Annotated in this window: 21 protein-coding genes; 16 read left to right on the top strand and 5 right to left on the bottom strand. The window is 41.9% G+C overall.

Annotation, left to right across the window (positions count from 1 at the left end; translation table 11 throughout):
* Positions 1 to 190: 190 nt before the first annotated feature.
* The 7 genes from ELZ11_RS23810 to ELZ11_RS12195 all read left to right on the top strand — a co-directional run bounded on the left by ELZ11_RS23810 (position 191) and on the right by ELZ11_RS12195 (position 8,084).
* A complete protein-coding gene (locus ELZ11_RS23810) occupies positions 191 to 364 on the top strand; it encodes a hypothetical protein (protein ID WP_167494675.1) in 174 nt (57 codons plus the stop codon).
* 177 nt (positions 365 to 541) lie between these two features.
* On the top strand, positions 542 to 1,819 hold the full coding sequence (locus ELZ11_RS12220; protein WP_167494674.1) for a hypothetical protein: 1,278 nt from the start codon (positions 542 to 544) through the stop codon (positions 1,817 to 1,819).
* 569 nt (positions 1,820 to 2,388) lie between these two features.
* Positions 2,389 to 2,715 (top strand): hypothetical protein, encoded by a 327-nt coding sequence (locus tag ELZ11_RS12215; RefSeq protein ID WP_137357694.1) that lies wholly within the window; start codon positions 2,389 to 2,391, stop codon positions 2,713 to 2,715.
* Between the two features lie 427 nt (positions 2,716 to 3,142).
* Positions 3,143 to 4,366 (top strand): phage major capsid protein, encoded by a 1,224-nt coding sequence (locus ELZ11_RS12210; protein WP_137357693.1) that lies wholly within the window; start codon positions 3,143 to 3,145, stop codon positions 4,364 to 4,366.
* A gap of 14 nt (positions 4,367 to 4,380) precedes the next feature.
* The gene (locus ELZ11_RS12205) at positions 4,381 to 5,256 is read left to right on the top strand and encodes a phage major capsid protein (protein ID WP_137357692.1); all 876 of its coding nucleotides are present in this window, start codon (positions 4,381 to 4,383) and stop codon (positions 5,254 to 5,256) included.
* Between the two features lie 14 nt (positions 5,257 to 5,270).
* On the top strand, positions 5,271 to 5,900 hold the full coding sequence (locus ELZ11_RS12200; protein ID WP_137357691.1) for an HK97 family phage prohead protease: 630 nt from the start codon (positions 5,271 to 5,273) through the stop codon (positions 5,898 to 5,900).
* Positions 5,901 to 6,527: 627 nt separating this feature from the next.
* On the top strand, positions 6,528 to 8,084 hold the full coding sequence (locus ELZ11_RS12195; protein ID WP_137357690.1) for a KAP family P-loop NTPase fold protein: 1,557 nt from the start codon (positions 6,528 to 6,530) through the stop codon (positions 8,082 to 8,084).
* A 16-nt stretch (positions 8,085 to 8,100) separates the two neighbouring features.
* Here ELZ11_RS12195 and ELZ11_RS12190 read toward each other — a convergent pair whose 3' ends face one another.
* From ELZ11_RS12190 to ELZ11_RS12180, 3 genes are all read right to left on the bottom strand, one after another.
* Positions 8,101 to 8,382, bottom strand: coding sequence for a hypothetical protein (locus tag ELZ11_RS12190; protein WP_137357689.1), 282 nt, complete (start codon positions 8,380 to 8,382; stop codon positions 8,101 to 8,103).
* 802 nt (positions 8,383 to 9,184) lie between these two features.
* The gene (locus ELZ11_RS12185; RefSeq protein WP_137357688.1) at positions 9,185 to 9,733 is read right to left on the bottom strand and encodes an NAD(P)H nitroreductase; all 549 of its coding nucleotides are present in this window, start codon (positions 9,731 to 9,733) and stop codon (positions 9,185 to 9,187) included.
* A gap of 118 nt (positions 9,734 to 9,851) precedes the next feature.
* A complete protein-coding gene (locus ELZ11_RS12180; protein WP_167494684.1) occupies positions 9,852 to 11,864 on the bottom strand; it encodes an NADPH-dependent 2,4-dienoyl-CoA reductase in 2,013 nt (670 codons plus the stop codon).
* Positions 11,865 to 12,154: 290 nt separating this feature from the next.
* On the opposite strand from ELZ11_RS12180, the gene sppA reads away from it, so the two are divergent.
* Together sppA and ansA are read left to right on the top strand one after the other, a co-directional pair.
* Positions 12,155 to 14,005, top strand: a complete 1,851-nt coding sequence (gene sppA / locus ELZ11_RS12175; RefSeq protein ID WP_137357687.1) for a signal peptide peptidase SppA — start codon at positions 12,155 to 12,157, stop codon at positions 14,003 to 14,005.
* A 737-nt stretch (positions 14,006 to 14,742) separates the two neighbouring features.
* A complete protein-coding gene (gene ansA, locus ELZ11_RS12170) occupies positions 14,743 to 15,759 on the top strand; it encodes an asparaginase (protein WP_137357686.1) in 1,017 nt (338 codons plus the stop codon).
* Between the two features lie 87 nt (positions 15,760 to 15,846).
* Here the strand turns inward: ansA and ELZ11_RS12165 are convergent, their stop codons facing one another.
* Complete coding sequence (locus tag ELZ11_RS12165) at positions 15,847 to 16,128, bottom strand: YeaC family protein (RefSeq protein ID WP_137357685.1); 282 nt, start codon at positions 16,126 to 16,128, stop codon at positions 15,847 to 15,849.
* Positions 16,129 to 16,231: 103 nt separating this feature from the next.
* Here ELZ11_RS12165 and ELZ11_RS12160 point away from each other — a divergent pair, with 103 nt between their 5' ends.
* Positions 16,232 to 17,062 (top strand): DUF2989 domain-containing protein, encoded by an 831-nt coding sequence (locus ELZ11_RS12160; RefSeq protein WP_137357684.1) that lies wholly within the window; start codon positions 16,232 to 16,234, stop codon positions 17,060 to 17,062.
* Between the two features lie 35 nt (positions 17,063 to 17,097).
* Here ELZ11_RS12160 and msrB read toward each other — a convergent pair whose 3' ends face one another.
* On the bottom strand, positions 17,098 to 17,496 hold the full coding sequence (gene msrB / locus ELZ11_RS12155) for a peptide-methionine (R)-S-oxide reductase MsrB (protein WP_137357953.1): 399 nt from the start codon (positions 17,494 to 17,496) through the stop codon (positions 17,098 to 17,100).
* Positions 17,497 to 17,855: 359 nt separating this feature from the next.
* On the opposite strand from msrB, the gene gap reads away from it, so the two are divergent.
* From gap to ELZ11_RS12125, 6 genes are all read left to right on the top strand, one after another.
* The gene (gene gap, locus ELZ11_RS12150) at positions 17,856 to 18,851 is read left to right on the top strand and encodes a type I glyceraldehyde-3-phosphate dehydrogenase (protein WP_049846785.1); all 996 of its coding nucleotides are present in this window, start codon (positions 17,856 to 17,858) and stop codon (positions 18,849 to 18,851) included.
* 193 nt (positions 18,852 to 19,044) lie between these two features.
* Entirely contained in the window at positions 19,045 to 19,929 is an 885-nt protein-coding gene (locus ELZ11_RS12145; protein ID WP_137357683.1) for a D-hexose-6-phosphate mutarotase, read from the top strand.
* 316 nt (positions 19,930 to 20,245) lie between these two features.
* Complete coding sequence (locus tag ELZ11_RS12140) at positions 20,246 to 22,282, top strand: methyl-accepting chemotaxis protein (protein ID WP_137357682.1); 2,037 nt, start codon at positions 20,246 to 20,248, stop codon at positions 22,280 to 22,282.
* Positions 22,283 to 22,414: 132 nt separating this feature from the next.
* A complete protein-coding gene (gene rlmA / locus ELZ11_RS12135) occupies positions 22,415 to 23,227 on the top strand; it encodes a 23S rRNA (guanine(745)-N(1))-methyltransferase (protein WP_137357681.1) in 813 nt (270 codons plus the stop codon).
* A gap of 87 nt (positions 23,228 to 23,314) precedes the next feature.
* Complete coding sequence (locus tag ELZ11_RS12130; RefSeq protein ID WP_137357680.1) at positions 23,315 to 24,250, top strand: ChaN family lipoprotein; 936 nt, start codon at positions 23,315 to 23,317, stop codon at positions 24,248 to 24,250.
* 136 nt (positions 24,251 to 24,386) lie between these two features.
* Positions 24,387 to 24,743, top strand: a complete 357-nt coding sequence (locus ELZ11_RS12125; RefSeq protein ID WP_137357679.1) for a hypothetical protein — start codon at positions 24,387 to 24,389, stop codon at positions 24,741 to 24,743.
* Positions 24,744 to 24,753 lie beyond the last annotated feature (10 nt).

Genomic DNA, 24,753 nt, shown 5'->3' with positions numbered 1-24,753 from the left:
ACATTAGTAAATACAATAATAAAGAACTAATAAGAAATGAAAGAGAACCAATTGACTTTCAACTTAAATAAATTCACTTGGTGGAACAGCAATTGCTATTAAACAATAGGTGGTATTTTCTAATAAACATATTCCCCCGATTATTACCGTTTTACCTATGGAAGACAGAGTTTAAGGCAGGGACATACCAATGAATATTGAATTCAGTAGAAAAGAGATGGATTTTATCCATAAAAATAGAGGTAACTATTCAGATAAGCGTTATATACGTGATCTAGTACGCGAAGCAATGAAAACGGCAGAAGCCAACGAAGAAAGCCAAGGGGCATATTATGATACGAAACCTAAAAACAAAAAATCTTAAATCCCATACAGGACAAGGGCTACAGGACTTTTTACCCTTCTATATGGTAGATAGTTCTTTACTATTGTTGCGACAGCGAAGCGGACGGGTGTTCCCCGTAGCAACCAGTGCTTACCATGGCTTACACGCAGGGAAGCCAAGCCTTTGGCGTGCGCTGACTGCTTGGAGGTACATTTAATGAATAGCCTTGACCTTTCAATGACTAACCTTATGACCAACTACTTACTTGATGAAGTAGTAACAAAGTTAAACCTAACAGACCTTCATGAATCAAAGACCAAAGAACTAAGCACTAAGACTGTCAATAAGTACAACAATAAGCACAGACAGACCTTTGCACGATTGATCAGTGAATGTATTTGCTTCCAGCGAAACCATACATCTATGGACGGTTGCTTCTATCTTGGCAAGACCGATGAACTGGATAAATTGATCCCTAAAGTACTAGGTAAGAAGGGTTTCACTTTCTGGAATGACAGACTGAATTTCTTCGATCAAGTTCATCAAGGTAGTACTGGTACTGCAAATGCTTGGAGGTTATCCGGTTGGTTCGAGGGAAAACTAAAAAAGGCATTAAGCCTGTCTAGTGATTATAACTTTACAGGAAGGTATAAGTTTACACCGCCTAAACCTACGGAATACGTAGAAGTCACGCATATTGAACCCAATCATCAAGCGATGAATGATTTACTTCTATCTGGAATATTGGAGCCTATACATGCTATCTGGTTGTTTATCTTTATCGAACTAAGCAATCAATTAGGCGGTTCAGTTCCTCAGTACTATAGGTCTGATTCAGATAAAACAGACCGACTTTATACTTTCACACAGTACGGATTACAGAACGCTAAGAAAGAAGTACGTCAGGCGATATTGAAGGACTACAACGAGTTCGACATGAATGCGGCCGCACACAGTATCATTTTAGGTCTAACCAAAAACCAATCTCTTTATCCCCACATGCAGCAATACACGCAGGATACGAAGACATATAGGGACAACGTTGCAAAGCAGGCACACTGTACAATTAAAGAAGTGAAGTTAACCTTTCAGATGCTTAGTTTCGGTTCACCTTTGAACTCTAAATTTGGTGCAGGCCGTTGTATCAATAGCCTAGACGATATTAAGAATGCACCTTTATACAAGTCCTTTGTTTCGGATTACGATGGAATGAAGAAGGAACATACAGAAACAAATATTCTATTTCCTTTGAAGTTTCAGTTTTTCGAGCAACATAAAGGTAAAAAAGGTGCAGGTTTTAAAAGTAAGTACATGGTGTGGTTATACAATCATTATGAAGTTAAAGCGTTGCTTGCAATGCGTGACGTTCTAACGGACAAAAATAACTGTTTGTTGCTACATGACGCTATATATACCAAAGAATTAATAGACCCTGTAGATTTAGAAACAGCAATACATAATAGAACAGGACTTAGCATAAAGGTTGGTACTTAATAAAGTATACAACGTAATCTAACCCTCGTTAAAAACATACACTGTATGTTAGAGCCACCTCATCCATATACAGAGTGCGCCACTAATAACAGCATGATATACGATGTATATCATAACCTAACCACCACATACGATGTAAATCATTAGTTAGTGAATAATACGTTATGTATGCCTAACTGGGGCTGTGCCGGACAACTGTATAGCCCATATAGACTGCAACGATTAGTCTTTTACAACTAATTTGGTTTTTACTTTTTGCCCTATATGAGATACCAACCCCATTACCCAACATGCACAAAGTATAAACCCCATTAAAGCCCACTGTATAAGCCAGTGTGCGCCCCTACCTGTATACAGCACAAAGTTAAATATTATTAATTACCAACCAATACAGGCTGCTACAGAAGCAATGAAGCAACAATAAAATCATAAACAAGATCCAAGGGGGGATGTGGCCGGAGGATAAGTCCGATCGCCATAGACTGCAACGCTTGGCTGTTTGCACGTTTTTAGAAAACTTTCAGCACTATTTTACAAGGTGGTAAATACAAGAAAAACAAGGAAGTACCATGAAAAACCTATCACAAAGGCAACGTTCTATTGCCAATAAAATCAAAGACGAATTGAACGACACTAACACAGTAAATGATGCACTTGCTTCAAGTATGGCGACACTTATCACCACTATTGAAGACTGCAATAAACACATCAATGAAAATGGTGTGTTATTGGTTGAAACAGGATCACGTAAGCAAACTATTACTAAAGAAAATCCAGCCGTTAATACACGTGACAAATCGATAAAGCAACTGAACGTTATTGCTAGAACATTGAAGATTGAAGCAGAAAACAATGAAGAAGAAAACGACCTTTACGTATTTCTAAAAAAAGGATGAAAATGAATATATATAGACCGTTACCATTACTAATAAGTCAATTGGAAAAATCAAAATCATTTCATGAATCAATATGTATTGAGACAGAAATAGAACTTACACACCGTGAGATAAAACGCCTACAGAATAAATCAAACATAATCATAGACGAACTAAACAATGATGAACTATCACCAGCCCAACAAATAGTTAAAGAAAACAGATGTAATTACCTACTTAGTAAATCAAGAAAACTTATAACAGGGATTTAATTAGAAACCATAAAAACACCAACTTTGAATTTGATAAATACAAAGTATTCATTGTTGGATGTAAAAGTAGTTTCTACATTATCCCGATGGTGATTGTTAAGCGGTTTCCGTAAACACCTTTGTTAATGAATACAACCAAAACAAAAACAAATGTATTCAAACAAGGATGTTTAAAAATGGATAAATTAAACCAAATCGCAGAAGCACAAAAAGACTTCATTGATAACAACGCCAAATCAATTAATAAGTTAGAAGAACAGATCGATGATTTAAAAAATCATATTTCAGATGTCGAATTTAAAATGCATCGTAAAGGTCATAATACTAATTCACCGATCAACCTAACTAATGGTAAACAACAAAAACAAAATAAGACTTTTAAAATTAAAGAATGGGTTGATAGCGGTGTAAAAGATTATTCAACATTTACAAAAGGTCTTTCGCTAAATGGTAACGAAGCACTTTACGAAGCAGACCTTAATATACTGGTTTTAGAGCAATCAATCGTAAACAATGCAATTCTTGACGCTATTGGACGACGTTCAACCGAAAATCTTGATTACCGCAGAACGGTTTTAACACAACGCCCAGAAGTACAACTTACAAAAGAAAATATTACATTTTCGGCAGTTTCAGAAACAACCGCAGCAGATTACGCAAGTATTGCAGGTCTTTACACAAAGGCTTTCGCATTTCCACGCCTAACAAACGAAGTAATGAAACAAGGTGATGTAGACGTAGAAGGAAACCTTTTAAAACTGTTATCTGAACAATTCAGCATCACAATGCAGGAACAAATCCTACACGGTGACGGGCTAAGAGACGTTGATCAAAACCAACACCTGAAAGGTATTACTAACGCAGCAATTGACCGTGCAAACGCATACGTTGAAGCACTAAAGCCAGCCGCAACACGTGATCGTGAAACGTTCGCAGCAGTTAAAGCAAATGCAGCAGACATTGGTACTTCTTCATCAGAACTAGAAGCATTCCTTTACACACTAATGCTAACCGTTCCAGAACGCAGCCAAGCAACGTCTATGTTCGCGATGAACCAAAATACATTGTCTTACTTGATGCAGACTTTAAAGGACACGCAAGGGCGTTCACTTATCCAAATGGAATTGCTTCAAGAAAAAGGTGTGTGGGTTCGTCGCATTAATCTGTTTGGTGCAAACATTATCCTGAACGAAACGATTGATGATATTGGTGCAGGTAACGCCCCTATTATCTTTGGTGACTTTAAAGCAGGTTATGAACTTCTAACTACAGGTAACGGATCTCACTTTGTTACTGATCAGGTAACTATCCCTGACACGGTTGGATTTTACCAAGATATGTATTTTGGTTCGACAGTCGCAGACCATGAAGCACTAGCCGTTCTAGTTTGCACTGCGTAAAGGGGGGTTAAATTATGAACTTCCAACAATACGCAAAATCGTACAACTACAACCCTGTATTGTCTGCACCAGAACTAAGCGATCAGATAACAGAACAGGCTTTTAATACTTCTACCCTACTTTCAAACATGGGACAGCAAATCGCTGAAAACCCAAGTTATAGAAATGTATTTGTAAGACATCCAAGTGTTAGCCGTGTTAATGAAGGCGACACCATACCTTCAAGCACAGCACAGACGTATCACACAACCGATAGTGATTTCACTAAGATTGCATCAAAGATCGAGTTTACAAACGAAGTATTAGATTTCAGTAAGTTTGATATTGAAGCAAACACCGCAATGCTTGTCGGCAATGTTACTGCAAACGAAATCGCAACGATTGCAGTTGAAGACCTTAAAACACGTGAAACCCTGACACCGATTAATGATCCGTTACAGGTTGGATACGGTGAAGACATTCTAAAACTTAAATCCGGTATTTCTGATAGTTGGGGCTTAGATGCATTAAGCATTTATACGTTTATTTCAGACGCAATAAAAAACATTTCAGACGTTTACGACAGCAATAGCAAACTGTTTTGTAGTAAGAACAATTTAATTGATTTCTCAAGCCTGACACAAACAAGCGCACTTGGTGGAAATCAAGTTTGGTTAGTGCAAAACGGAATGATTCTAGGGCGTTATGAAATCGTAGTTTGTGACCAATTACCAGACGGCACAATGTATTTCGGTGATATGGAAAGTGCTTTTGATGTTGTCGCACTACAGGGTAATCAAACTGTAGACAATCAAACATCACCTGACCTATTGAAGATCACGCAAACGAACAAGTATGCAGTAGTAGCCAAGGATTCAAGCGCAATCGTCGCAATGGTTCAAGAAGTATAAAACAAGGGGCATTTATGGATATTAAAACCAAATTTGCCCTTTCAAAACCTGAAATAGTTGAAGGTGAACTTGTAGTAAAAGTTGCTGAACTGGACGGGGTAACACCTGACCGTGTTGGTGATGTATACGACAAAGACGCTTTCAAAAATACTATTGAAGATTTTGAAAACGGCACAAACAAAATTGCATTCCTTTATAGCCATGATTTAGAACGTCCAGTAGGGGCAATCGAAGAATTCTGGATCGAAGGATCTAACTTGATGATGCGTGCAAGATTAGCACTTGGAACACCAGACGGTGATTTATCAAAGAAAATGATCGAATCAGGTGCAATAACTTCCACAAGTATCGGCTACATGGTTAAAGAACAGTACTACGACAACAACCGAAAGGTAAATGTTTTGGTTGAAGTAGCATTGCACGAAATATCACTTGTAGCAGTTCCAGCAGACCCAAAAGCAGACATTGTAAGTGTTAAGACATTAGAAGAATTAACCGTGAATGATGCACGTAAAGGGCTACGAAATGCGGGATTTAGCAAACGTGCTACTGATTACATTCTTATGAATGGCTATCAAGAACACAAGACCGCTTTAGATACTGAAAACAAAGCACTTGATGATCTGCTTAGGCTATTCAAATGAAGCGCAAACACTTAAAACAGAAAAGACAATGGTACTTCCTTAATAAGAAATAAATCATTGTGATTACGCTTGCCCCGTCCTGTGTGTCGGGGCTTTTTCTATGTAAAAAACATTATTTTCTTTCTTCCTAGGAGGTGGTAAATCCATAGCAATACTACGTGGCAAACCGTCGAACAGAACCATGTAATAGCAGTCCCACATCATGACCCCTATCACGTAATGTGAAGAAGGGTATTCAATCCAACCAGTTAGAGCATGATCTTCCTGCGTGAAGGAACTCACCCCTACAAGTTTCACACGCTGCATGAAATCACACCTATCACTCTCGATGAACCCACCAAAAGTTAACGAGCGTGTATCCCCGTTCTTTAACAACGCTTGTACAACACATGATTGTGACCTGTCATCACGCCCATTATGATCAACAATGATGTACTTGTAATTATGTTTAATACGAACTTGTGGCATTATTACGGCAACCATAACTGTATATAAACACAGTATACATTTTATTGGTCGTATACGAAAGTTTCACCTCAGAGTTTATATAAATCAGTCATTTATCAACGTGTAACACAGAGAAACGTTGTACAATATGGATCAACTTGAATTGTGTAGGGCTATTTCATGGCTAAAGAACCTAGTAGATATGAACGTTGGAAAGAAAAGTATTCTTTTGATGAATGTGAACTAGATAATAAAGAGTATGGTCACTACCTATCTTCATACCTAAGAAGTCAGAAAAAACCTTTGGTTCTAAACCTAAATGGCGCATGGGGAACAGGTAAAACTGTTTTCTTAAAACAGATGTATTCAAACCTAAGATATGACCATGAGTACCCTGTCATTTACATCGACGCTTGGAGATCAGATTTTAGTAATGACCCATTACTCGTTGTGATTAGTGAGATGATCGACCAATTCAAACAATTAGACCCCAAAATTGACGCTGAAGGTAAAGAGAAAGAATTATTTAAAGTGCTTGGAAAATATTCTAAGAAACTTTGGAATGTTGCAGCAATAGGTGTTGGAAGTTATGCGTCAAAAGAGTTCGATAATGGCACCCTAGTTGAGTTAGCCAAAACAGCAACATTCAAAGACGACGAAGAAGTGATCATAGGCAGAAACCTAACTGATAACTACAAAAATCAACTAAGCGCACTTCACGACACTAAAACAGCCCTAAAACAATACGTAGATGGTTTTTCTGAAGACAAAAGAAAAGTGTTTGTATTAGTTGACGAATTAGATAGGTGCCGCCCTACTTACGCAATTGAAATGCTAGAAACTATTAAGCACTTCTTCTCATTAGATAATTATATTTTTGTTGTCGCAACCGATACCAACCAACTAAGTCATTCAATCAAGGCTGTATATGGTTCAGAATTCGATGGTTCGGAGTACCTATCTAGATTCTTTAATAGAAGTGCGGCCTTACCGGAACCCGATAAAGAGTTGTTCGCGAAGTTGCTTGTCAAAGATACATTGCTAGAAGATAGACAGAAGGACATCACGATCATTGGTCAGGAAGGTTATTCCCCTGACTTTATTAGCCGATTGCTGCATGAAGTCAGCGTAATGTATAACCTATCTTTGAGACGGATGGAGCAGGTATTCAGAAAGTTTGAGTCCTGTGTACTATTTGAACTCGACTCAGAAGATCGTTATCTAGACTACAGGCTACTAATGCAACTAATCGCCGAATACGACAGTGTCGAGTTTAGAGCGTGTTACGATGCTAGGAAAAATGCACTGGGTATTAGTTTAGGACTTCCTCAAGAGTTTAAAACTAGAATAGGCTCTAACTCTGACGACCCACTGGTCGCTATACAACGTAAACATCTAAATGACATTCAAAGTATAGATCCACAAAACAAAGAACTAGTTACACACCTTATTAACCAGTATCAGTTTAGTTGGATATTCGTGAACGATTGTTCTAATGAATCTACAGGCACCCAAATAACTCTTAGAGATGCTCATAAGGCTTTGGGAAGGAGACAAAACCAGAGGATGCAGAGTCCAAGTTATAGGCAAGATGCTCAAGACATAATTCTTGAACGTTTCTATAGATACTTCACCCAATTGATGCAAACTTCTCAAGTCAACGGCTCCAAAGGGTTTTATACCAGAAAGGACTATTTCAATGCCGTAGAACTATCTTCAAGCCTAACGAACGAATAGATTTGTAAAACAGCCCTTAGTGGGCTGTTTCTCTATCACCAGTTGCAAACCCTTCCTTCGCGAATCGTAAGACGTTATCAATATACGCAGTGCTGTATTCCATATTGAGTTCGACAGAATTCATTGCTAACAGTGTCAAAATTCCCCATGAACCCACATCATTTTCAACGTAATTCTCTAACAGTTCATCTTCTACGTTTTCTAATTCGTTAGTAATCAAACTAAAGAACCCACAAAGGATAGGCTGTTCGTGTTCAATAAAAGCAATAATTGCTTGCAGTTCGTGTCTTATCTTCATCAACACAAACTACCAAATAACCAGTATTAGAAAAGTATGGTTTTAGTCCCGCTGTGACTAAAAATCCACCAAACAACAATGATAACAACCTGTGAATATCCTGTTCCTATCCATTTATAAGTTCATCATTTATCACCCCGATTTCACCCACTTTTCACCCCTTAAAGATCTAAACACAAAAGATCATGTATATACCTTTAAGTTCTTAGGAGTTAATAACTTTTAACGGTAGAAATATGAGTTGCTCACATTTGGCGGTATGAGGTATCGTATACATTAGAAACGACAAAGCCCTACACGAATGCAGGGCTTTTAATGGTATCTTCACAGGGCGGCAACCCTTGAAGATGCGACAGCAGTAACCAATATGCTGTACTGCGATTGTATCTATGTATAGGTCGTTGTGCAACTAAGGCGTAAATTTGAACACATTTAACCTCACTCCCACGCAAGACAAGATCTACAAGCAATTACAGTGGCTTGATAATCATTTTTGTTCCGTAGAACACCCCTATTTTTGGCAGCACATCAACCGTATCGCTGATTACTGCAAATGTAGCCGTAGAAGCGTTCAGACTACCCTTAAAGCCTTTGAAAGCGCAGGGTTGATAGAAGTATTAAAAAACAAAGGGATAGGCTACACGAACGCATACAGGCTAATAAAAAACATACCCGTAAAACTTGTTAAGTTATCCGATTTATTCAAGCCACAAGAGAAGTCGCAACAGGTGCAACGTTTTCTAATGTGGCTCTAATAAATCAAGAAAAACTGGTTATTTGTACAGTTAAGACTATGTAGGACTTACAAGTACTCAACAAACTTAGATAAATCACGCTCTGGCACTTTCATTGGTGTACACCCTGGTGTACCTAAGTAAAGGAAACCTACAATCTCGTCTTCACCTTCAAGGCCAAACGCTTGGTGTACTTCAGGATGAAACATCCATTTACCTGAACGCCAAAAACCTTGAAAACCCTGCGCAACCGCAGCCATTTGCATGGCTTGAACCGCACAGCCTGCCGACATGTGCTGCTCTAATGCAGGAACTTTGTCGTGTTCCGTCACTTTAGCAATAACGGTAATCACCATTGGTGCGCGAAACGGAGCTTTTTTAACTTTCTCAACAACCGCTTCTTCACTGTCTTCAGACACAGCTGCTTTTACAAGAATGTCAGACAGCTTTTGCAAACCTTCACCTTGAGCAATAACAAAACGCCACGGAGTAAGCGCGGCGTGATCAGGTGCTCGAAGACCTGCTTTAATAATATTTTCCAGCGCCACCCCTTCAGGAGCAGGCGCTGATAATTTGGCAATTGAGCGACGGTTAAGCAATAAATCTAACGCATCCATTTTAAAGTCCTTATTACATCTTTCTTTTTATATTTGTATTTCTGAACTTTAGCACAGAAGACAAACGATAATAAGTTGCAACAACGACCTTTCAGAGCTAGCTCAACCCGTTACTTCACTACAATTTAACGGCCAGTTTTACCCCTTGGCGAATTGCTCTTACTGCATCCAGTTCGCCTGCGTAATCCGCTCCACCAATCACATGCAGCTTACCACCAAACTCTTGCCACATATCTTCGAACGGACGCACCGAAACTTGGCCTGCGCAAATAATAACTTTATCGGCATCAAGAAGTTGCTCCTTCTCACCAACATGAATGTGTAAGCCTTGATCATCTATTTTGTCGTAGCTCACGCCACCCATTAGATTTACACCACGTTTTTCTAACGTACGTTTATGAATCCAGCCAGTAGTTTTTCCAGGCCCTTTACCCACACGGCCATTCTTACGCTGCATCACCCACACGGTCTTGTCACTCAACGAGTCTGGGTACGGGAACAAACCACCCGGGTGCTCGATGTTCTTATCAATACCCCATTCGTGTAGCCAATCATCAAGATTGTGAGATGCGGGTTCAGTCAACATAGTTGCGACATCAACCCCAATACCACCAGCACCCACAATCGCAATTTTGTCGCCAACCGGGGTTTTATCGCGAATAAGCGTTTGGTAATCCACTACTTTTTCTTCGTTATCAATACCATCGATTTTTAGCTTTCTTGGTTCCACGCCTGCAGCCATTACTACTTCATCGTAATCAAGCAGCATTTCAAAAGATGCTTCGGTATCTAATCTTAGATTCACACCCGTTTCATCTATCTGATTCGCGAAATAACGAATGGTTTCTCTAAATTCTTCTTTACCAGGTATTTGCATCGCGAGTCTGAATTGACCACCGATCCGGTCATTTTTCTCAAGTAAATCGACATCGTGACCGCGCTGAGCAAGCGTGGTAGCACAAGCTAAACCCGCAGGCCCCGCTCCAACCACCGCAATTTTCTTTTTCTTCGTTGCTGGCTGAACAACGATTTCGGTTTCGTGACACGCTCTTGGGTTAACCAAACAACTCGCACGCTTGCCTTTAAATACATTATCCAAACACGCTTGGTTACAACCGATACATGTGTTGATCAGTTGAGATTGTTCTTTTTCCGCTTTAACGACAAATTCAGGATCTGCAAGGAATGGTCTTGCCATAGAAACCATATCAGCCTGCCCTGAACTCAGAATCTTTTCCGCTTCTTCTGGGGTATTAATGCGGTTACAGGTTACAACAGGGATACTAACGTACGGCTTCACTTTTTCGGTTACCCAAGTGAACGCACCGCGTGGTACTTGAGTCGCAATCGTAGGAACTCGTGCTTCGTGCCAGCCAATACCTGTATTAATGATAGTGACACCTGCTTCTTCTAGCTTTTGAGCCAATAGCACCACATCTTCAAAGGTACTACCCTGCTCGACTAAATCCAGCATGGATAATCTAAAGATGATGATGAAATCTTTACCCACAGCTTCACGTATCGAGCGAACAATTTCTAATGGGAAACGCATGCGTTTTTCGTAGCTACCACCCCATTCGTCGTATCGCATATTGGTACGTTTACAAATGAATTGGTTAATTAGGTAGCCCTCGGATCCCATAATTTCGACGCCGTCGTAACCCGCCAGTTGAGCAAGTTCGGCACTATTCGCAAATGAGTTAATGGTTTTTTTGATCTGACGAGGGCTCATTTCGCTTGGCGCAAACTTAGCGATTGGCGCTTTGATACCAGACGCACTTTGCGCGAATGGGTGCATGGCATAACGGCCAGCATGCAGAATTTGTAACGCTATTTTACCACCGTGTTTATGCACCGCTTCGGTCACAACTTTATGCGCTTTCGCATGTTTTACTTTGCTGAATTCGGCGCTAAATGGATGCAAACGTCCACGTAAATTCGGTGAAAAGCCACCAGTAACAATCAGGCCAACCCCGCCTTTCGCTCTTTCTTCATAGAAAGCGGCAAGTTTATGTAAACCTTCTTTATTTTCTTCAAGACCGGTATGCATAGAGCCCATTAATACGCGGTTACGAAGCTGAGTAAATCCAAGATCTAAGGGTTTGAGCAAATGTGGGTACATGGCTGACATCACTTATATTATTTAATCCTTGTGGTCAGACCACACTATTACTCTAAAAGCAAAAAATCAAACAACCGTTTACATTTCTGTAACACCGATCAACCTGAGAGAAAAATCACGCCGATATCAGTGAAGTCTGTCTACACTGATATAGATGAGTAATTGAGAATTTATATCAGTTAACAATTCCGACTGTGGTCTGAGATGATTAATTAACGTAGGATACTAAGCAGTTAATATTATTGAGATTACTCTGTAACAGTCACGCACTCTTACATGTATTTCGCTGTGGAGACAGAATGAAGAAACTATTCAAATTTATCGGCATGATCTTCAAAGGGATCTGGAAGCTCATCACTTTCGTACGCTTAGCACTCGCCAACCTGCTATTTCTACTCACTATCGCGGTTATCTACTTTATTTACTTCTATTCCACAGCTCCTCAGCCAACGGTTCAAAAGCAATCAGCTCTTGTGCTGAATTTGTCCGGCCCTATCGTTGAGCAAAGCCGCTATATCAATCCGATGGATTCGTTTACAGGTTCATTGTTTGGAAAGGATCTACCAAAAGAAAACGTACTGTTTGATATTGTTGAAACGATCCGACACGCAAAAACTGATGAGAACGTTAGCGGTATCGTTCTAGCGCTACGTGATATGCCAGAAACGAATCTCACCAAGCTACGTTATATTGCAAAGGCCCTTAACGAGTTTAAGGCAACAGGGAAACCAATCTATGCCATTGGTGACTTCTATAATCAAAGTCAGTATTACCTAGCCAGTTACGCCAATAAAATCTTTATGGCACCTGATGGCGGGGTAATGATTAAAGGCTACAGCGCTTATTCGCTATACTACAAAACGCTATTAGAGAAGCTTGACGTCAACACTCATGTATTCCGCGTTGGTACGTACAAATCAGCGATCGAACCTTTTGTTCGTGACGATATGTCAGGTGAAGCCAAAGAGTCTGCTGCTCGTTGGCTAGGCCAATTATGGGGTGCATACGTAGATGACGTAGCGAACAACCGTCAAATCGATCCGTCTGTCCTGAACCCGAAAATGGACACTTTCCTAGCGGACCTTAAATCAGTGAATGGTGATATCGCTGCGCTATCTAAAAAACTTGGCTTAATCGATGAGCTTGCCACTCGCCAACAAGTAAGACTTGAACTTGCGGAAGTGTTTGGCAGCGACGGCGAAGACAGTTACAACGCCGTGGGTTACTACGAATATCATTCTAAAATCACACCAAAACCTCAACTTGCGGAAAGTGACGTAGCCGTGATTGTCGCGAGTGGCGCGATCATGGACGGCCAACAGCCACGAGGTACTGTTGGTGGTGACACCACTGCAGGGCTATTGCGCCAAGCGCGTAACGACGACAAGGTTAAAGCTGTGGTACTACGCGTCGACAGCCCAGGAGGAAGCGCCTTCGCCTCTGAAGTCATTCGTAATGAAATCGATGCCATTAAAGCCGCAGGCAAACCCGTTGTGGTTTCCATGTCTAGCCTTGCAGCTTCCGGTGGTTACTGGATTTCGATGGGTGCAGACCAAATTCTGGCTCAGCCTACGTCCCTTACCGGATCGATTGGTATCTTTAGCGTGATCACCACCTTCGAGAAAGGCCTCAACAAGTTTGGTGTCTACAGCGATGGCGTCGGCACATCACCTTTCTCTGGCATCGGTGTCACCACAGGGCTTTCGCAAGGCGCTAAAGATGCCTTCCAAATGGGAATTGAACATGGTTACCAGCGTTTCATTGGCTTAGTCAGTGACAATCGTGCAATTCCAGTTGCTAACGTAGATAAAATTGCTCAAGGCCGCATTTGGACCGGACAAGATGCGATGGCACATGGCTTAGTAGATAAGATTGGTGATTTTGATGATGCCATTTCAATTGCAGCTTCACTCGCCGAGCTGGAAGATTACAATGTTTACTGGGTAGAAGAACCATTGTCGACGACTGAACAGTTCATCCAAGATTTTATGAATCAAGTACAGATGTCGCTAGGCTTAGATGTGCAATCACTAATCCCGAGCGCATTACAGCCAGTTTCTCAGCAATTAACCCAAGACGCTGAGCTACTGACGAGCTTCAATGACCCACATGGCCGTTATGCTTTCTGCTTAAACTGCCAAGTTCAATAATTAGTTCGAACCAGAGCAGGTAAAATTATGTTTACCTGCTCTACTTTGTTATAAAGGCCGCTAACTTATTTTGGTTAATTACCTCTATATCGCCGCCTTCCTTCACAAACATTTCCACTTCAGTCGATTACTTCCAACACTCTTCGATAAACACAATTAGAACAACCAACCTGTCTGCCGCTTTATCAACTGACTTAAAGGCGAGCTTTGTGTCGCCCCAAGACAGCGTTGTTATATTCTCCAAGCAGCATTGTAGGTACGGGAGTGTGAAGACGGCTCTTCGCCAGTGACATATCACCCACCTTAATAGTGGCCATCCAATGGCTGGCCTAGCTGAAAGCTACTTCTCCCAGCTACACCTAACTTCGAGTAACGTCGCCGTCGCTGAAGCAAGGCTCATCACAAAAGTTTGGCAATATGATCACGAATGACTTTATCGATGATGATTCAGATCTACTTTCACCTACTCATCGCGCTTTTTACCATTACAGCAGATAATCAGAACTTAACTTTAAGTACTCTAATCGAGCCAGATTATGTAGTGAACAGAGGCGAAATGGCTTCGCCTGAACGGTAAACACGTTTTGACGATAGGATACGACTTACCCTCAAAACAGTATTTAGCCGATCATAGTGTCAATACCACTGAAAAGAGGTGAGTCGCACCTCTTTTTATTGGCTAGCAATTGGTTATAATCGCCCACCTGTTCCCTACACGACACAAAGAAATTATTCCTATGCCAAGAAAACATATCTATATCGCCTACACAGGCGGAACCATTGGTATGCAAAAGTCAGATGATCACGGTTATGTACCTGTCGCTGGCTTTATGGATAAACAACTGGCAAGCATGCCGGAATTCCATCGTCCAGAAATGCCTGAATACACTATCCATGAATACTCACCGTTAATGGATTCTTCAGACATGACGCCTATGGATTGGCAAATTATCGCTGATGACATTCGCGCAAACTACGATAAATACGATGGCTTTGTAATTCTGCACGGAACCGACACCATGGCGTATACCGCTTCTGCGCTTTCTTTTATGTTAGAAAATGTAGGCAAGCCAGTAATCGTAACGGGCTCTCAAATCCCACTTGCTGAGCTTCGTTCAGACGGTCAAGCAAACCTGCTGAATGCGTTGCACATTGCCGCTAACTACCCAATTAATGAAGTTACGCTATTTTTCAATAACAAACTGATGCGTGGTAACCGTAGTACCAAATCTCATGCTGATGGCTTTAATGCATTCACTTCGCCGAACTTACAGCCTCTATTAGAAGCGGGAATCAACATTCAAGTTGGTAACAACATCGTTGTCGACCAAAAACCGGAAGGCGAATTTAAAGTTCATAACATTACGCCTCAGCCGATCGGTGTGATTACCATGTATCCGGGGATTTCTCACGAAGTGATACGAAATACTCTGCTTCAGCCGGTAAATGCAATGATCTTGCTGACTTTTGGTGTAGGTAATGCTCCACAGAACCCAGAACTGCTCAGCCATCTAAAAGAAGCATCTGAACGTGGTGTGATCGTAGTTAACTTAACCCAATGTTTAGCCGGTAAAGTAAACATGGGCGGCTACGCGACAGGTTGTGCGTTGGCTGACGCGGGTGTGATCAGTGGATTCGACATGACACCTGAAGCGGCTTTGGCAAAACTTCACTATTTACTAAGCCAAGAACTGAGCTATGAAGAAGTGAAGCAGGAAATGCAAAAAGTACTGCGCGGCGAAATGAGCCTCTAATTTTCACTACAGCGACGACAACAAAAAGGGGTGACCACGTTGGCCACCCTTTTTAATTGGGTTCTACATTTACGACAAAAATAAGTTCTACTTGTTAGGATTCACTCGAACAATATCTTCTTGACCTGCTTGGAATTGTTTTTTCAGCTCAGACTTTGATTTAAAGCTGATTTCTCCACCTGCCGCCACTGTCATATGTTGCGCATCTACATTATGCTTAGACTGGTAAAGCATCACGGCTTGCATACAAGAATCTCGTTGCTCCTTAGATAGCGGAGTGCCCTCAGGCCATTTACCTGTTTCAACGGCATAACTAAGACGCTCATAAACATCTGGAGTCATCGCACTAAGAAGTTGTTCTGCATTCATGGTGAACCTTTTACGTAACAATTTTTACCAGAAAATAACCCGTTGACGATTTGAGTCAAGGATAGAAAAAGAAATAAGTGTAATTGATCACAAGTGAAGGAATATGAGTATTAATAAATGGCTGATCGCCGCCTCTCTCCCACTATTATTGACTGGGTGCTTAGAAGGCAACAAAAATACAGACGAACTTTGTGCAGACAATAAAGGCTTACGTTGCGAAGAACTCAACATGAATGACGGTCAATGCCGCCTGCCTCGCACTGATTTAATTTGGCACCGTTTTGAAGTGCTAAAAAAGCCGACTGACGCCAACAAAATTACCGAATATACCCTAGTTGCAGCTTACAAAAAGTGCTTAGAGCTGGCTTCCCAAATCGCGCCAATTGACCAATCTGCACTTAAACAGCAACGTTTCAATGCACTGATGCATAGTATTGAAGAGACCGATCGTATCGTTGAAGAACTTTCCACCTCACAAAGGCCGGAAACGCTCTACTTCCTTTGGTCTCAAACTGGCAACGACGACGCAAGACGAAGCTTCTTACAGCTGGAAGGAACAAGAGCATTACAAACAGCAGAAATGCAGTACGCGCTAGCGACTTTCTACACCACTAGAGATCAAGAAAAAACGCTCGTGTTACTCAACAATGCGCTTGAACTATCCAATGCATCCAACGTAAACCGAGAGATATTCAAATCTCTCGCGAGCATTAACCACCAATTAGGCTCAAAGGAGAAAGCGTATATTTGGGCAATGGTCGCACAACGGTTTGAAGTGCCTATCGCTTCCGAAAGTGAACTCAGCTTGCTCTACGGGTTCAGCGCCGAAAAGTACGACCAATTAGAAGACATTGCCGCTAAAATTGAAGACGCAATCGAAGATGGCATGTACAAACGGACATTAATTCCGACGCAGTACAGCCCAGCTTCTTAATTGCGTTTATGAAAAGTTTTAACAAGAGCGGTGAATTAATCACCGCTTTTTTCATTTTTGTTGAAAATTAACGACACTGAATTTACACAGAATCTTTCGCCTGTCGTCTTAGGTCCATCAGGAAAAACGTGACCTAGGTGGCTATCACATGCTGAACAACGTATCTCTACTCGCTTCATTCCGTGACTTAGATCTTCTATATAGCGAATTGCGGTGTCGTTGATCGGCGCATCAAAACTCGGCCAACCACACCCAGAATCATATTTATTTTCCGAAATAAACAGTGGCGTTTCACAGCAAGTACAGCGATAAATTCCGGTTTCACGATTATGAAGAAGTTTCCCTGTAAAAGGGGCTTCCGTACCACGCTCACGGCACACCTTATATTCAGCATCAGACAAGTGCTCACGCCAGTATTCATCAGGTTTCTTCATCATTTCCCCCTTAGATTTCACGTTAATATTTTCCTTTATTCTCATTTATTATATTTACTTTTTTCTACAAAAACTTGCATCTGCGCACTTTTGTAGCACATACTTTCTCACCAAGAAACTTTGTACATATACATTCATAAGTAACTTGCCATTTCGAGTTATTTTACCCCAACTGGAAGGGATCGGAATCACTCGCAATGTATAAAAAACGACCATTTACGTGTAATTGTTAAGAAAAGCGTCGCTTTTTTTTGACATTAAACAAGTTAAGTCGGATTATCTATTGCAGAAATTTACTGGATTCTGTAATTTTACTACCAGTTATCTTTAATCAGAAATTAAGTTGTGGAGCAACTACAATGACTATCAAAGTAGGTATTAATGGTTTTGGCCGTATCGGCCGTTTCGTATTCCGTGCAGCGCAAGAGCGCAATGACATCGAAGTTGTTGGTATCAACGACCTTATCGATGTTGAATACATGGCTTACATGCTTAAGTACGACTCAACTCACGGCCGTTTCAACGGTACTGTTGAAGTTGAAGGCGGTAACCTAATCGTTAACGGCAAAACTGTACGTGTAACTGCTGAGCGTAACCCAGAAGACCTAAAATGGGATGCAATCGACGTAGACGTTGTTGCTGAAGCAACTGGTCTTTTCCTAACTGACGAAACTGCACGTAAGCACATCACTGCTGGTGCTAAGAAAGTTGTTCTTACAGGTCCTTCTAAAGACGCAACTCCAATGTTCGTTATGGGCGTAAACGATTCAACTTACGCTGGTCAAGACATCGTTTCTAACGCTTCTTGTACTACTAACTGTCTAGCGCCTGTAGCTAAAGTTCTTAACGACAAGTTCGGTATCGAATCTGGTCTTATGACTACAGTTCACGCTACTACAGCAACTCAAAAAACTGTTGATGGTCCTTCTGCTAAAGACTGGCGCGGTGGCCGTGGTGCTTCTCAAAACATCATCCCATCTTCAACTGGTGCTGCTAAAGCTGTAGGCGTTGTTCTTCCAGAACTAAACGGCCTTCTAACTGGTATGGCTTTCCGTGTACCAACTGCTAACGTTTCTGTAGTTGACCTAACTGTTAACCTAAAAGAAGCTGCATCTTACGAAGCAATCTGTGCTGCAATGAAAGAAGCTTCTGAAGGCGAGCTAAAAGGTGTTCTAGGTTACACTGAAGACCAAGTTGTTTCTCAAGACTTCATCGGCGAAGTTCAAACTTCAGTATTCGATGCTAAAGCTGGTGTTGCTCTAACTGACAAATTCGTTAAAGTTGTATCTTGGTACGACAACGAAATCGGTTACTCAAACAAAGTTCTAGACCTAATCGCTCACATCTCTAAGTAATCATTACTTTTAGACTAAGCAATTAGCGAAGTTTGTTTTGAAAGACAAACAAAAAGGCGGCTCTTGAGTCGCCTTTTTAATATCTAAAATTCGAGGTTTGCCAACCACGCTAGCTAACTAAATTCCATTCGAATACTACCTTATCCTTTCTAGGCACTATTCGAATTTAATTTTATCCACTAAGGATTCTGCTATGGACTTATCTACCCTACCCGCACTGACCGTTTTATCTGACAATGTCACGATCGTCCAACAAGGCGAGAATAAAATCGTACGTGTCATTCATGACAAGGCGACAGCAGGTATTGCACTTAACGGTGGCCACCTAGTGTCTTTCCAACCCGATGGTCAGGAAGATCTTATTTGGATGAGTGAGCAAGCAATCTTTGACGGTAAGACGGCACTTCGTGGTGGTATCCCCGTATGTTGGCCTTGGTTTGGCCGCATTGCCGCTCCAGCTCATGGCTTTGCTCGTTCAAGTGAGTGGACTCTGTTAGAACACCGTGAAAATGAGCAAGGTGTCATTATCAGCTTGGGCCTTAAGCCATCGGATGCCACATTGGCGATCTGGCCTTTCCAATTCTCTGCCGTACTCAATTTTGAAATCAGTGAGTCGCTCAAAGTTACACTGGACGTAACCAACACTGACCAACAAGCTTGGACTTTCTCTGGTGCGCTCCATACCTATTTAAACGTAGGCGATATCGAGCGCACAATCACTACAGGCATGGGGCCAGAGTATGTCGATAGCTTACTTGAAAATAAGTGTTGTAAGGGTGGTAAAGAGCTAAAACTGACCGATACCATCGATCGCGTTTACACTAAACCTGAACAAGAGATCTGTGTTGCTGACGACAAACTCAAACGCACATTATCTGTAGTCAACGCTGGCCACAACTCAGCGGTACTATGGAACCCTTGGGCGGAAGGCGCAACCGGTATGGGCGACATGCAAAACGACGGTTACCAAACCATGCTGTGTGTTGAGTCTACTTTGCACGCACCAACCATAGAAGCAGGTAAAACACTAACACCAGGTGAGAGCCACCAGCTAATAACGACCATTTCGGTAAAATAATCCAAGATCGACTGGAATTAAACCAATTTCACCATACAACACAATGCAGCCACTCGGCTGCATTGTGTTTTTTAGGATCGAATTTCCGCTCGCGTTTAAGCCCTCTTCCCACGATTGAACGCAAAAAATATCCGTGAGTTACTGAAATTTCTCAGCCCTTTCCGCTTTCTTATCTATTTACTCATATCATTTATTAAGTAATTCATTAATTATTATCAATTTAAGTGATTTTATAATTCTGTATGATACTTAAAATAATAAATACACTTTATAAATTACTTTCAGTGACTTGCTCTGAAAAAGGGATCGTTAATTCATGTTTGAAAAATACAAAAATCAAAGTGTAGGCTTTCAACTCAAGTTGGTTATTTTACTTTGCTTACTCATTTCGTTTGGCTCGGTCGGGACTTTAGTTTATCGCAATGCTTCACAAGTTTTGCTCGATAGCACACTACGAGAGCACCAATCAAAAGTAGAGGCAATGGCCAAAACCATCGCAGGGCAATTCGATGCCTATCTTCATACTGCAAAAGTGCTGGAGTCAACTTTTCGCAATGGCTACCTAGCAGGCGTCTATATCGAAGATTACGAAGTCGAATTCGAAAATAAAAGCGTACTCAATATGACTCAGTATGGTGAGAGCCTGATTAACGATACTAAACTCGTCGACAGCTTCACGCGCGATACCGGAGCGGTGGCTACGCTGTTTGCTCCTTATGGTGATAACTTCATCCGAGTCTCTACATCGCTAAAAGATCCGAAAGGTGACCGTGTTGTAGGCACTATGCTGGATAGTTCACACTTGGGATACCAGAAGCTCAAATCTGGGCAAGCCTATTACGCGCAGGTGAAACTCTTCGGCCAACGTTACATCACTTACTATTCGCCACTGATGGGCGCAGACGGTAAAGTTAATGGCATCTCATTTATCGGATTACCCGTAGAAGATGCGACGCAAAATCTGTTTGACTCACTGCGTTCGGTTTCTTGGGGTGATACTGGTTACACCATAGTGGTTAACAACGAAGAGGAAAGTAAAGGCCAATACTTATTACACCCAACTCTGGCAGATGGTGACGCTTCAATCATCGACGTCGCGGATTACGAAGGTAATAAACCTTTCTATAAGATCTTTGAACAGGCTTCGGGTCTAATTCGCTACCCTTATTCTTACCAACAAACCGTTGGCGAAAAATATCTCGTGTATACCGAGGTTCCAGGGTGGAACTGGAAACTGTTAGGTGGCACCTTCATCAAAGAGGTGACCAAAGGCAGTGATGAATTACTTAAGTTAATTGCCATCATCGCCACCTTGGTCGCTGGTGCTACGATTCTGGTCCTTACCGTTTTTCTAAATCGCACTCTAGTGCCACTAACAACGCTCAACCAATACATGGCTCGTTTAGGGAAAGGCGAAGTAAGTTTAGATATTCCACATTCAGGTAAACAAACTAAGAATGAAATCAGCAACCTAAATAACGGCGTTGCTGCAATGGCAAGCCAGCTCAACAGCCTAGTTGGCGAAATTCGCCTAACCAGCGATGAAGTGCAAAATCGCTCTAACAGTGTTTCTCAAGATGCCAGCCACAATCTTGCTCAGTCTGATCGCCAACAAGATCAAGTCGAACAAGTCGTTACGGCAATCGAAGAAATGGCTACTTCAGCTGAATCGGTTGCCCAGCAAGTCGGCAGTATTGCGGAAAATGTACGCTTCGCCAATGATGACAGCCAACAAGGTTTAGAAGTGGTTGAAGGAGTTTGCATTGATGTTGCCCAGCTAAACGATCAACTCGATAAATCCGCAGCCGCGATAGAACAGGTCAACACTGATAGTGAAAGCATTCAAACGGTCACTAAAATGATCGATGACATCGCTGAGCAAACGAATTTACTAGCGCTTAATGCCGCTATTGAAGCAGCGCGCGCGGGCGAACAAGGCCGTGGTTTTGCGGTAGTCGCTGATGAAGTGAGAACTCTAGCGCACCGCACTCAAACTTCGGTACAAGATGTCGTGAATATCATTGAAAAGCTTAAATCTTCGACAGGTAACGCTGTAGGTCTAATGGCTCAAAGCCAGACAAACGCTAACCAAGTTCTAGATAAGGCGCAAGAAGCGGGCACCGCTCTTGAATCTATTGCTTCTCAAGTTCAGTCCATTGCAGCCCAAGCTGAAACTATCGCTGCGACTTCAGAGGAACAAGCACAAGTGTCTCAGGAAATTGCCGCTAACGCACATGCGATCAGTGATTTGAACCAGCAAAGTCGAGCCACCAGCGCACAAACTTCACAAAGTGCCGACGAACTTCAAAGACAAGCTGAGTCTTTGAAAAAACAAGTGGATTTCTTCAGCTAACCTCGACGCACTACCCAGTACAGGCTAATCAAACGACTAGCCTGTACTCATTCTGCCCGCTTGCTTAGCGCTAGCATGCCCCATCGCTTCCTGTTAAAATTTTCGTTCTCAAATTTTTACCCTGAGTTCGTAATGACTTATCAATGCCCTTTGTGTCACCAACCTTTATCGCTAACTGAGCGTACGTTTAAATGCGACAAAAACCATCAGTTTGACCTTGCGAAAGAAGGTTATGTCAACTTGATGCCAGCGCATCATAAACGCTCGAAAGATCCTGGTGATAACAAAGAAATGATGCAAGCGCGCAGACGCTTTCTCGAACAGAATCATTACAACCCTATGCGCCAAGCAGTGGCGAGCCTGTGTACATCTCATTTACCAGAACAGTCTGCGACGTTATTGGATATAGGTTGCGGTGAGGGTTATTACACTCATGAAGTGGCGTCTCAAGCAACGGCGAGTACCACAGTATTTGGTTTAGATATTTCTAAAATCGCCATTAAGTATGCAGCAAAGCGTTACTCGAACTGTGACTTCTCTGTCGCCTCTAGCCATCGCTTACCATTTGCCGATAGCAGCCTAGACGCCGTCCTTCGTATTTACGCCCCTTGTAAAGCAGAAGAGCTGCAAAGAGCCGTAAAAAACGACGGCGTAGTGATTACTGTGACACCTGCCGGACGACATTTATATCAACTTCGTGACCGTATTTATGATGGTGTCCGCCTGCACGATGAAACTCCGGAAGAGATTGAAGGCTTTTCGCTGGAGCATCAAGAAAAGCTAAACTATACAATGGAGTTAACAGGTGGCGATGCCTACGACTTATTGCAAATGACGCCTTTCGCATGGAAAGCTACGGCAGAGTTCAAACAAGAACTTCAAGCCGCTGAACTTTTTCAGTGTGAAGCTGACTTTATGTTGAGAGTATACCGAAAGAACAACTAATCGCCCCAGTTGTTATTAATTCTCATTTGCATTGAAAGTTAATCATGCCTCCTATATTATTCAGCGTTCATTTTCGGAGGCATTCTTATGAAAAAATTATTACTTATCAGCCTTGTATCTCTTTTATCGGCTTGCTCAAACCATGCGAGCATCAGTGAGGCTCAACCTGTCTCCACGTTCTACGATTACCAATTACATTCTCCAAAAGGCCAGGCGCTAACTCTTAACCCTCTGCCTCAGGCACTGTTGGATGCCGACGTGATTTTAGTCGGAGAGTGGCATACCCATTCAGGTATCCATCGTTTTCAAACCGACCTACTCCAATCGCTCTATCAAGCAGGCCAGCCTATCGTGCTGTCCATGGAGCAGTTTACGCGTGATAACCAAGAGCTCCTCAATCAATATCTTGCCGGTGAAATTGGCGAGCAATTCTTAATGAAGCAAGCAACAGCGTGGCCCAACTATGAAAGTGATTACCGCCCACTGATCGAAGTAGCAAAGAGCAATCAGATCGATGTCATTGCGGCCAATGCGCCGAAACAGCTTGTTCGATGTATCGGCCGTAAAGGCTTGGACTACCTTGAGGGCTTAAATGAAGAGCAGCGCCAATGGGTAGCATCAAACATCGATACCAGTGATAGCCCTTACAAAGAAAAGTTTATGGCCTCCATGCACCACGGTTCTCCTGAGCAAACTAAAAAACAGTTTGCCGCGCAAGTTACTTGGGATGAAACCATGGCTGAATCCATCACCCAATACCTAACTAAGCAGCCTGACGCCCAAATCTTACATATTGCAGGTAAGTTCCACACTGAAGGCGCATTAGGCACTGCACAATCCATTCTAAGACGCTCACCTGACCTTAATGTTGTGGTTATTACCCCTACGAGTGAAATCACTCAGGATAGCTCTGACTTCCAATTAGAGGTGCTTGATCCTCCGGCTAGGTACATTAAAAAAGAAAATCGAATGCAGGCCTACCACTCTCTAAGTAACCGAAATCGTGATTTGGTATGTGATTAACCATTTGCTATCGCTCTCCTTAATCATAGGCACAAGAATTGCTATGTATAAAAATCAGACAATAGGTTGATTATTTACACAAGTTTTTTACATGACTGCCGATACTCTTAATTGAGGGTATGTTAAGGAGAGCATTATGACACCAGTCGGAACGAGCGGAGCTCAGCTCTATTCTGCTCAGCAGGTGAAACCTCAAGCCAAGCCTGCAACCACTGCGGACAACGCGGCACCACTGAAGATGGAACAAAATAAAGTCACTCTGTCTGACGAAGGAAAAGCATTGCTAGCGGCATTACAAGAAATTGAAAAAGACAATAAAAAAGCAGCAGCCGAAAATGCAACGGTAGGAGACAAAGTTGAATCCTTTGCTCATGGTGCACTGGGGATCGATCACCCAGATAAAATAAAAGATGAAGAAGATGGGTCTTATTCGGCGGGGCAATATCTTTCCGCTGCGGCAACAGTAGGCGGCATCCTGTTAGCTCTGATCTAACCGCTACCTT

The organism is Vibrio profundi (genome assembly GCF_005281835.1).
Classification (GTDB): domain Bacteria; phylum Pseudomonadota; class Gammaproteobacteria; order Enterobacterales; family Vibrionaceae; genus Vibrio; species Vibrio profundi.
The sequence above is the reverse complement of the archived record's forward strand: the minus strand, read 5'-3'. Positions and strand labels throughout refer to the sequence as shown.

Bases quoted from the DNA above. Each gene is read 5' to 3' on its own strand.
- ELZ11_RS23810 (WP_167494675.1), top strand. From the start codon at position 191: ATGAATATTGAATTCAGTAGAAAAGAGATGGATTTTATCCATAAAAAT.
- ELZ11_RS12220 (WP_167494674.1), top strand. From the start codon at position 542: ATGAATAGCCTTGACCTTTCAATGACTAACCTTATGACCAACTACTTA.
- ELZ11_RS12215 (WP_137357694.1), top strand. From the start codon at position 2,389: ATGAAAAACCTATCACAAAGGCAACGTTCTATTGCCAATAAAATCAAA.
- ELZ11_RS12210 (WP_137357693.1), top strand. From the start codon at position 3,143: ATGGATAAATTAAACCAAATCGCAGAAGCACAAAAAGACTTCATTGAT.
- ELZ11_RS12205 (WP_137357692.1), top strand. From the start codon at position 4,381: ATGAACTTCCAACAATACGCAAAATCGTACAACTACAACCCTGTATTG.
- ELZ11_RS12200 (WP_137357691.1), top strand. From the start codon at position 5,271: ATGGATATTAAAACCAAATTTGCCCTTTCAAAACCTGAAATAGTTGAA.
- ELZ11_RS12195 (WP_137357690.1), top strand. From the start codon at position 6,528: ATGGCTAAAGAACCTAGTAGATATGAACGTTGGAAAGAAAAGTATTCT.
- ELZ11_RS12190 (WP_137357689.1), bottom strand. From the start codon at position 8,382: ATGAAGATAAGACACGAACTGCAAGCAATTATTGCTTTTATTGAACAC.
- ELZ11_RS12185 (WP_137357688.1), bottom strand. From the start codon at position 9,733: ATGGATGCGTTAGATTTATTGCTTAACCGTCGCTCAATTGCCAAATTA.
- ELZ11_RS12180 (WP_167494684.1), bottom strand. From the start codon at position 11,864: ATGTCAGCCATGTACCCACATTTGCTCAAACCCTTAGATCTTGGATTT.
- sppA (WP_137357687.1), top strand. From the start codon at position 12,155: ATGAAGAAACTATTCAAATTTATCGGCATGATCTTCAAAGGGATCTGG.
- ansA (WP_137357686.1), top strand. From the start codon at position 14,743: ATGCCAAGAAAACATATCTATATCGCCTACACAGGCGGAACCATTGGT.
- ELZ11_RS12165 (WP_137357685.1), bottom strand. From the start codon at position 16,128: ATGAATGCAGAACAACTTCTTAGTGCGATGACTCCAGATGTTTATGAG.
- ELZ11_RS12160 (WP_137357684.1), top strand. From the start codon at position 16,232: ATGAGTATTAATAAATGGCTGATCGCCGCCTCTCTCCCACTATTATTG.
- msrB (WP_137357953.1), bottom strand. From the start codon at position 17,496: ATGAAGAAACCTGATGAATACTGGCGTGAGCACTTGTCTGATGCTGAA.
- gap (WP_049846785.1), top strand. From the start codon at position 17,856: ATGACTATCAAAGTAGGTATTAATGGTTTTGGCCGTATCGGCCGTTTC.
- ELZ11_RS12145 (WP_137357683.1), top strand. From the start codon at position 19,045: ATGGACTTATCTACCCTACCCGCACTGACCGTTTTATCTGACAATGTC.
- ELZ11_RS12140 (WP_137357682.1), top strand. From the start codon at position 20,246: ATGTTTGAAAAATACAAAAATCAAAGTGTAGGCTTTCAACTCAAGTTG.
- rlmA (WP_137357681.1), top strand. From the start codon at position 22,415: ATGACTTATCAATGCCCTTTGTGTCACCAACCTTTATCGCTAACTGAG.
- ELZ11_RS12130 (WP_137357680.1), top strand. From the start codon at position 23,315: ATGAAAAAATTATTACTTATCAGCCTTGTATCTCTTTTATCGGCTTGC.
- ELZ11_RS12125 (WP_137357679.1), top strand. From the start codon at position 24,387: ATGACACCAGTCGGAACGAGCGGAGCTCAGCTCTATTCTGCTCAGCAG.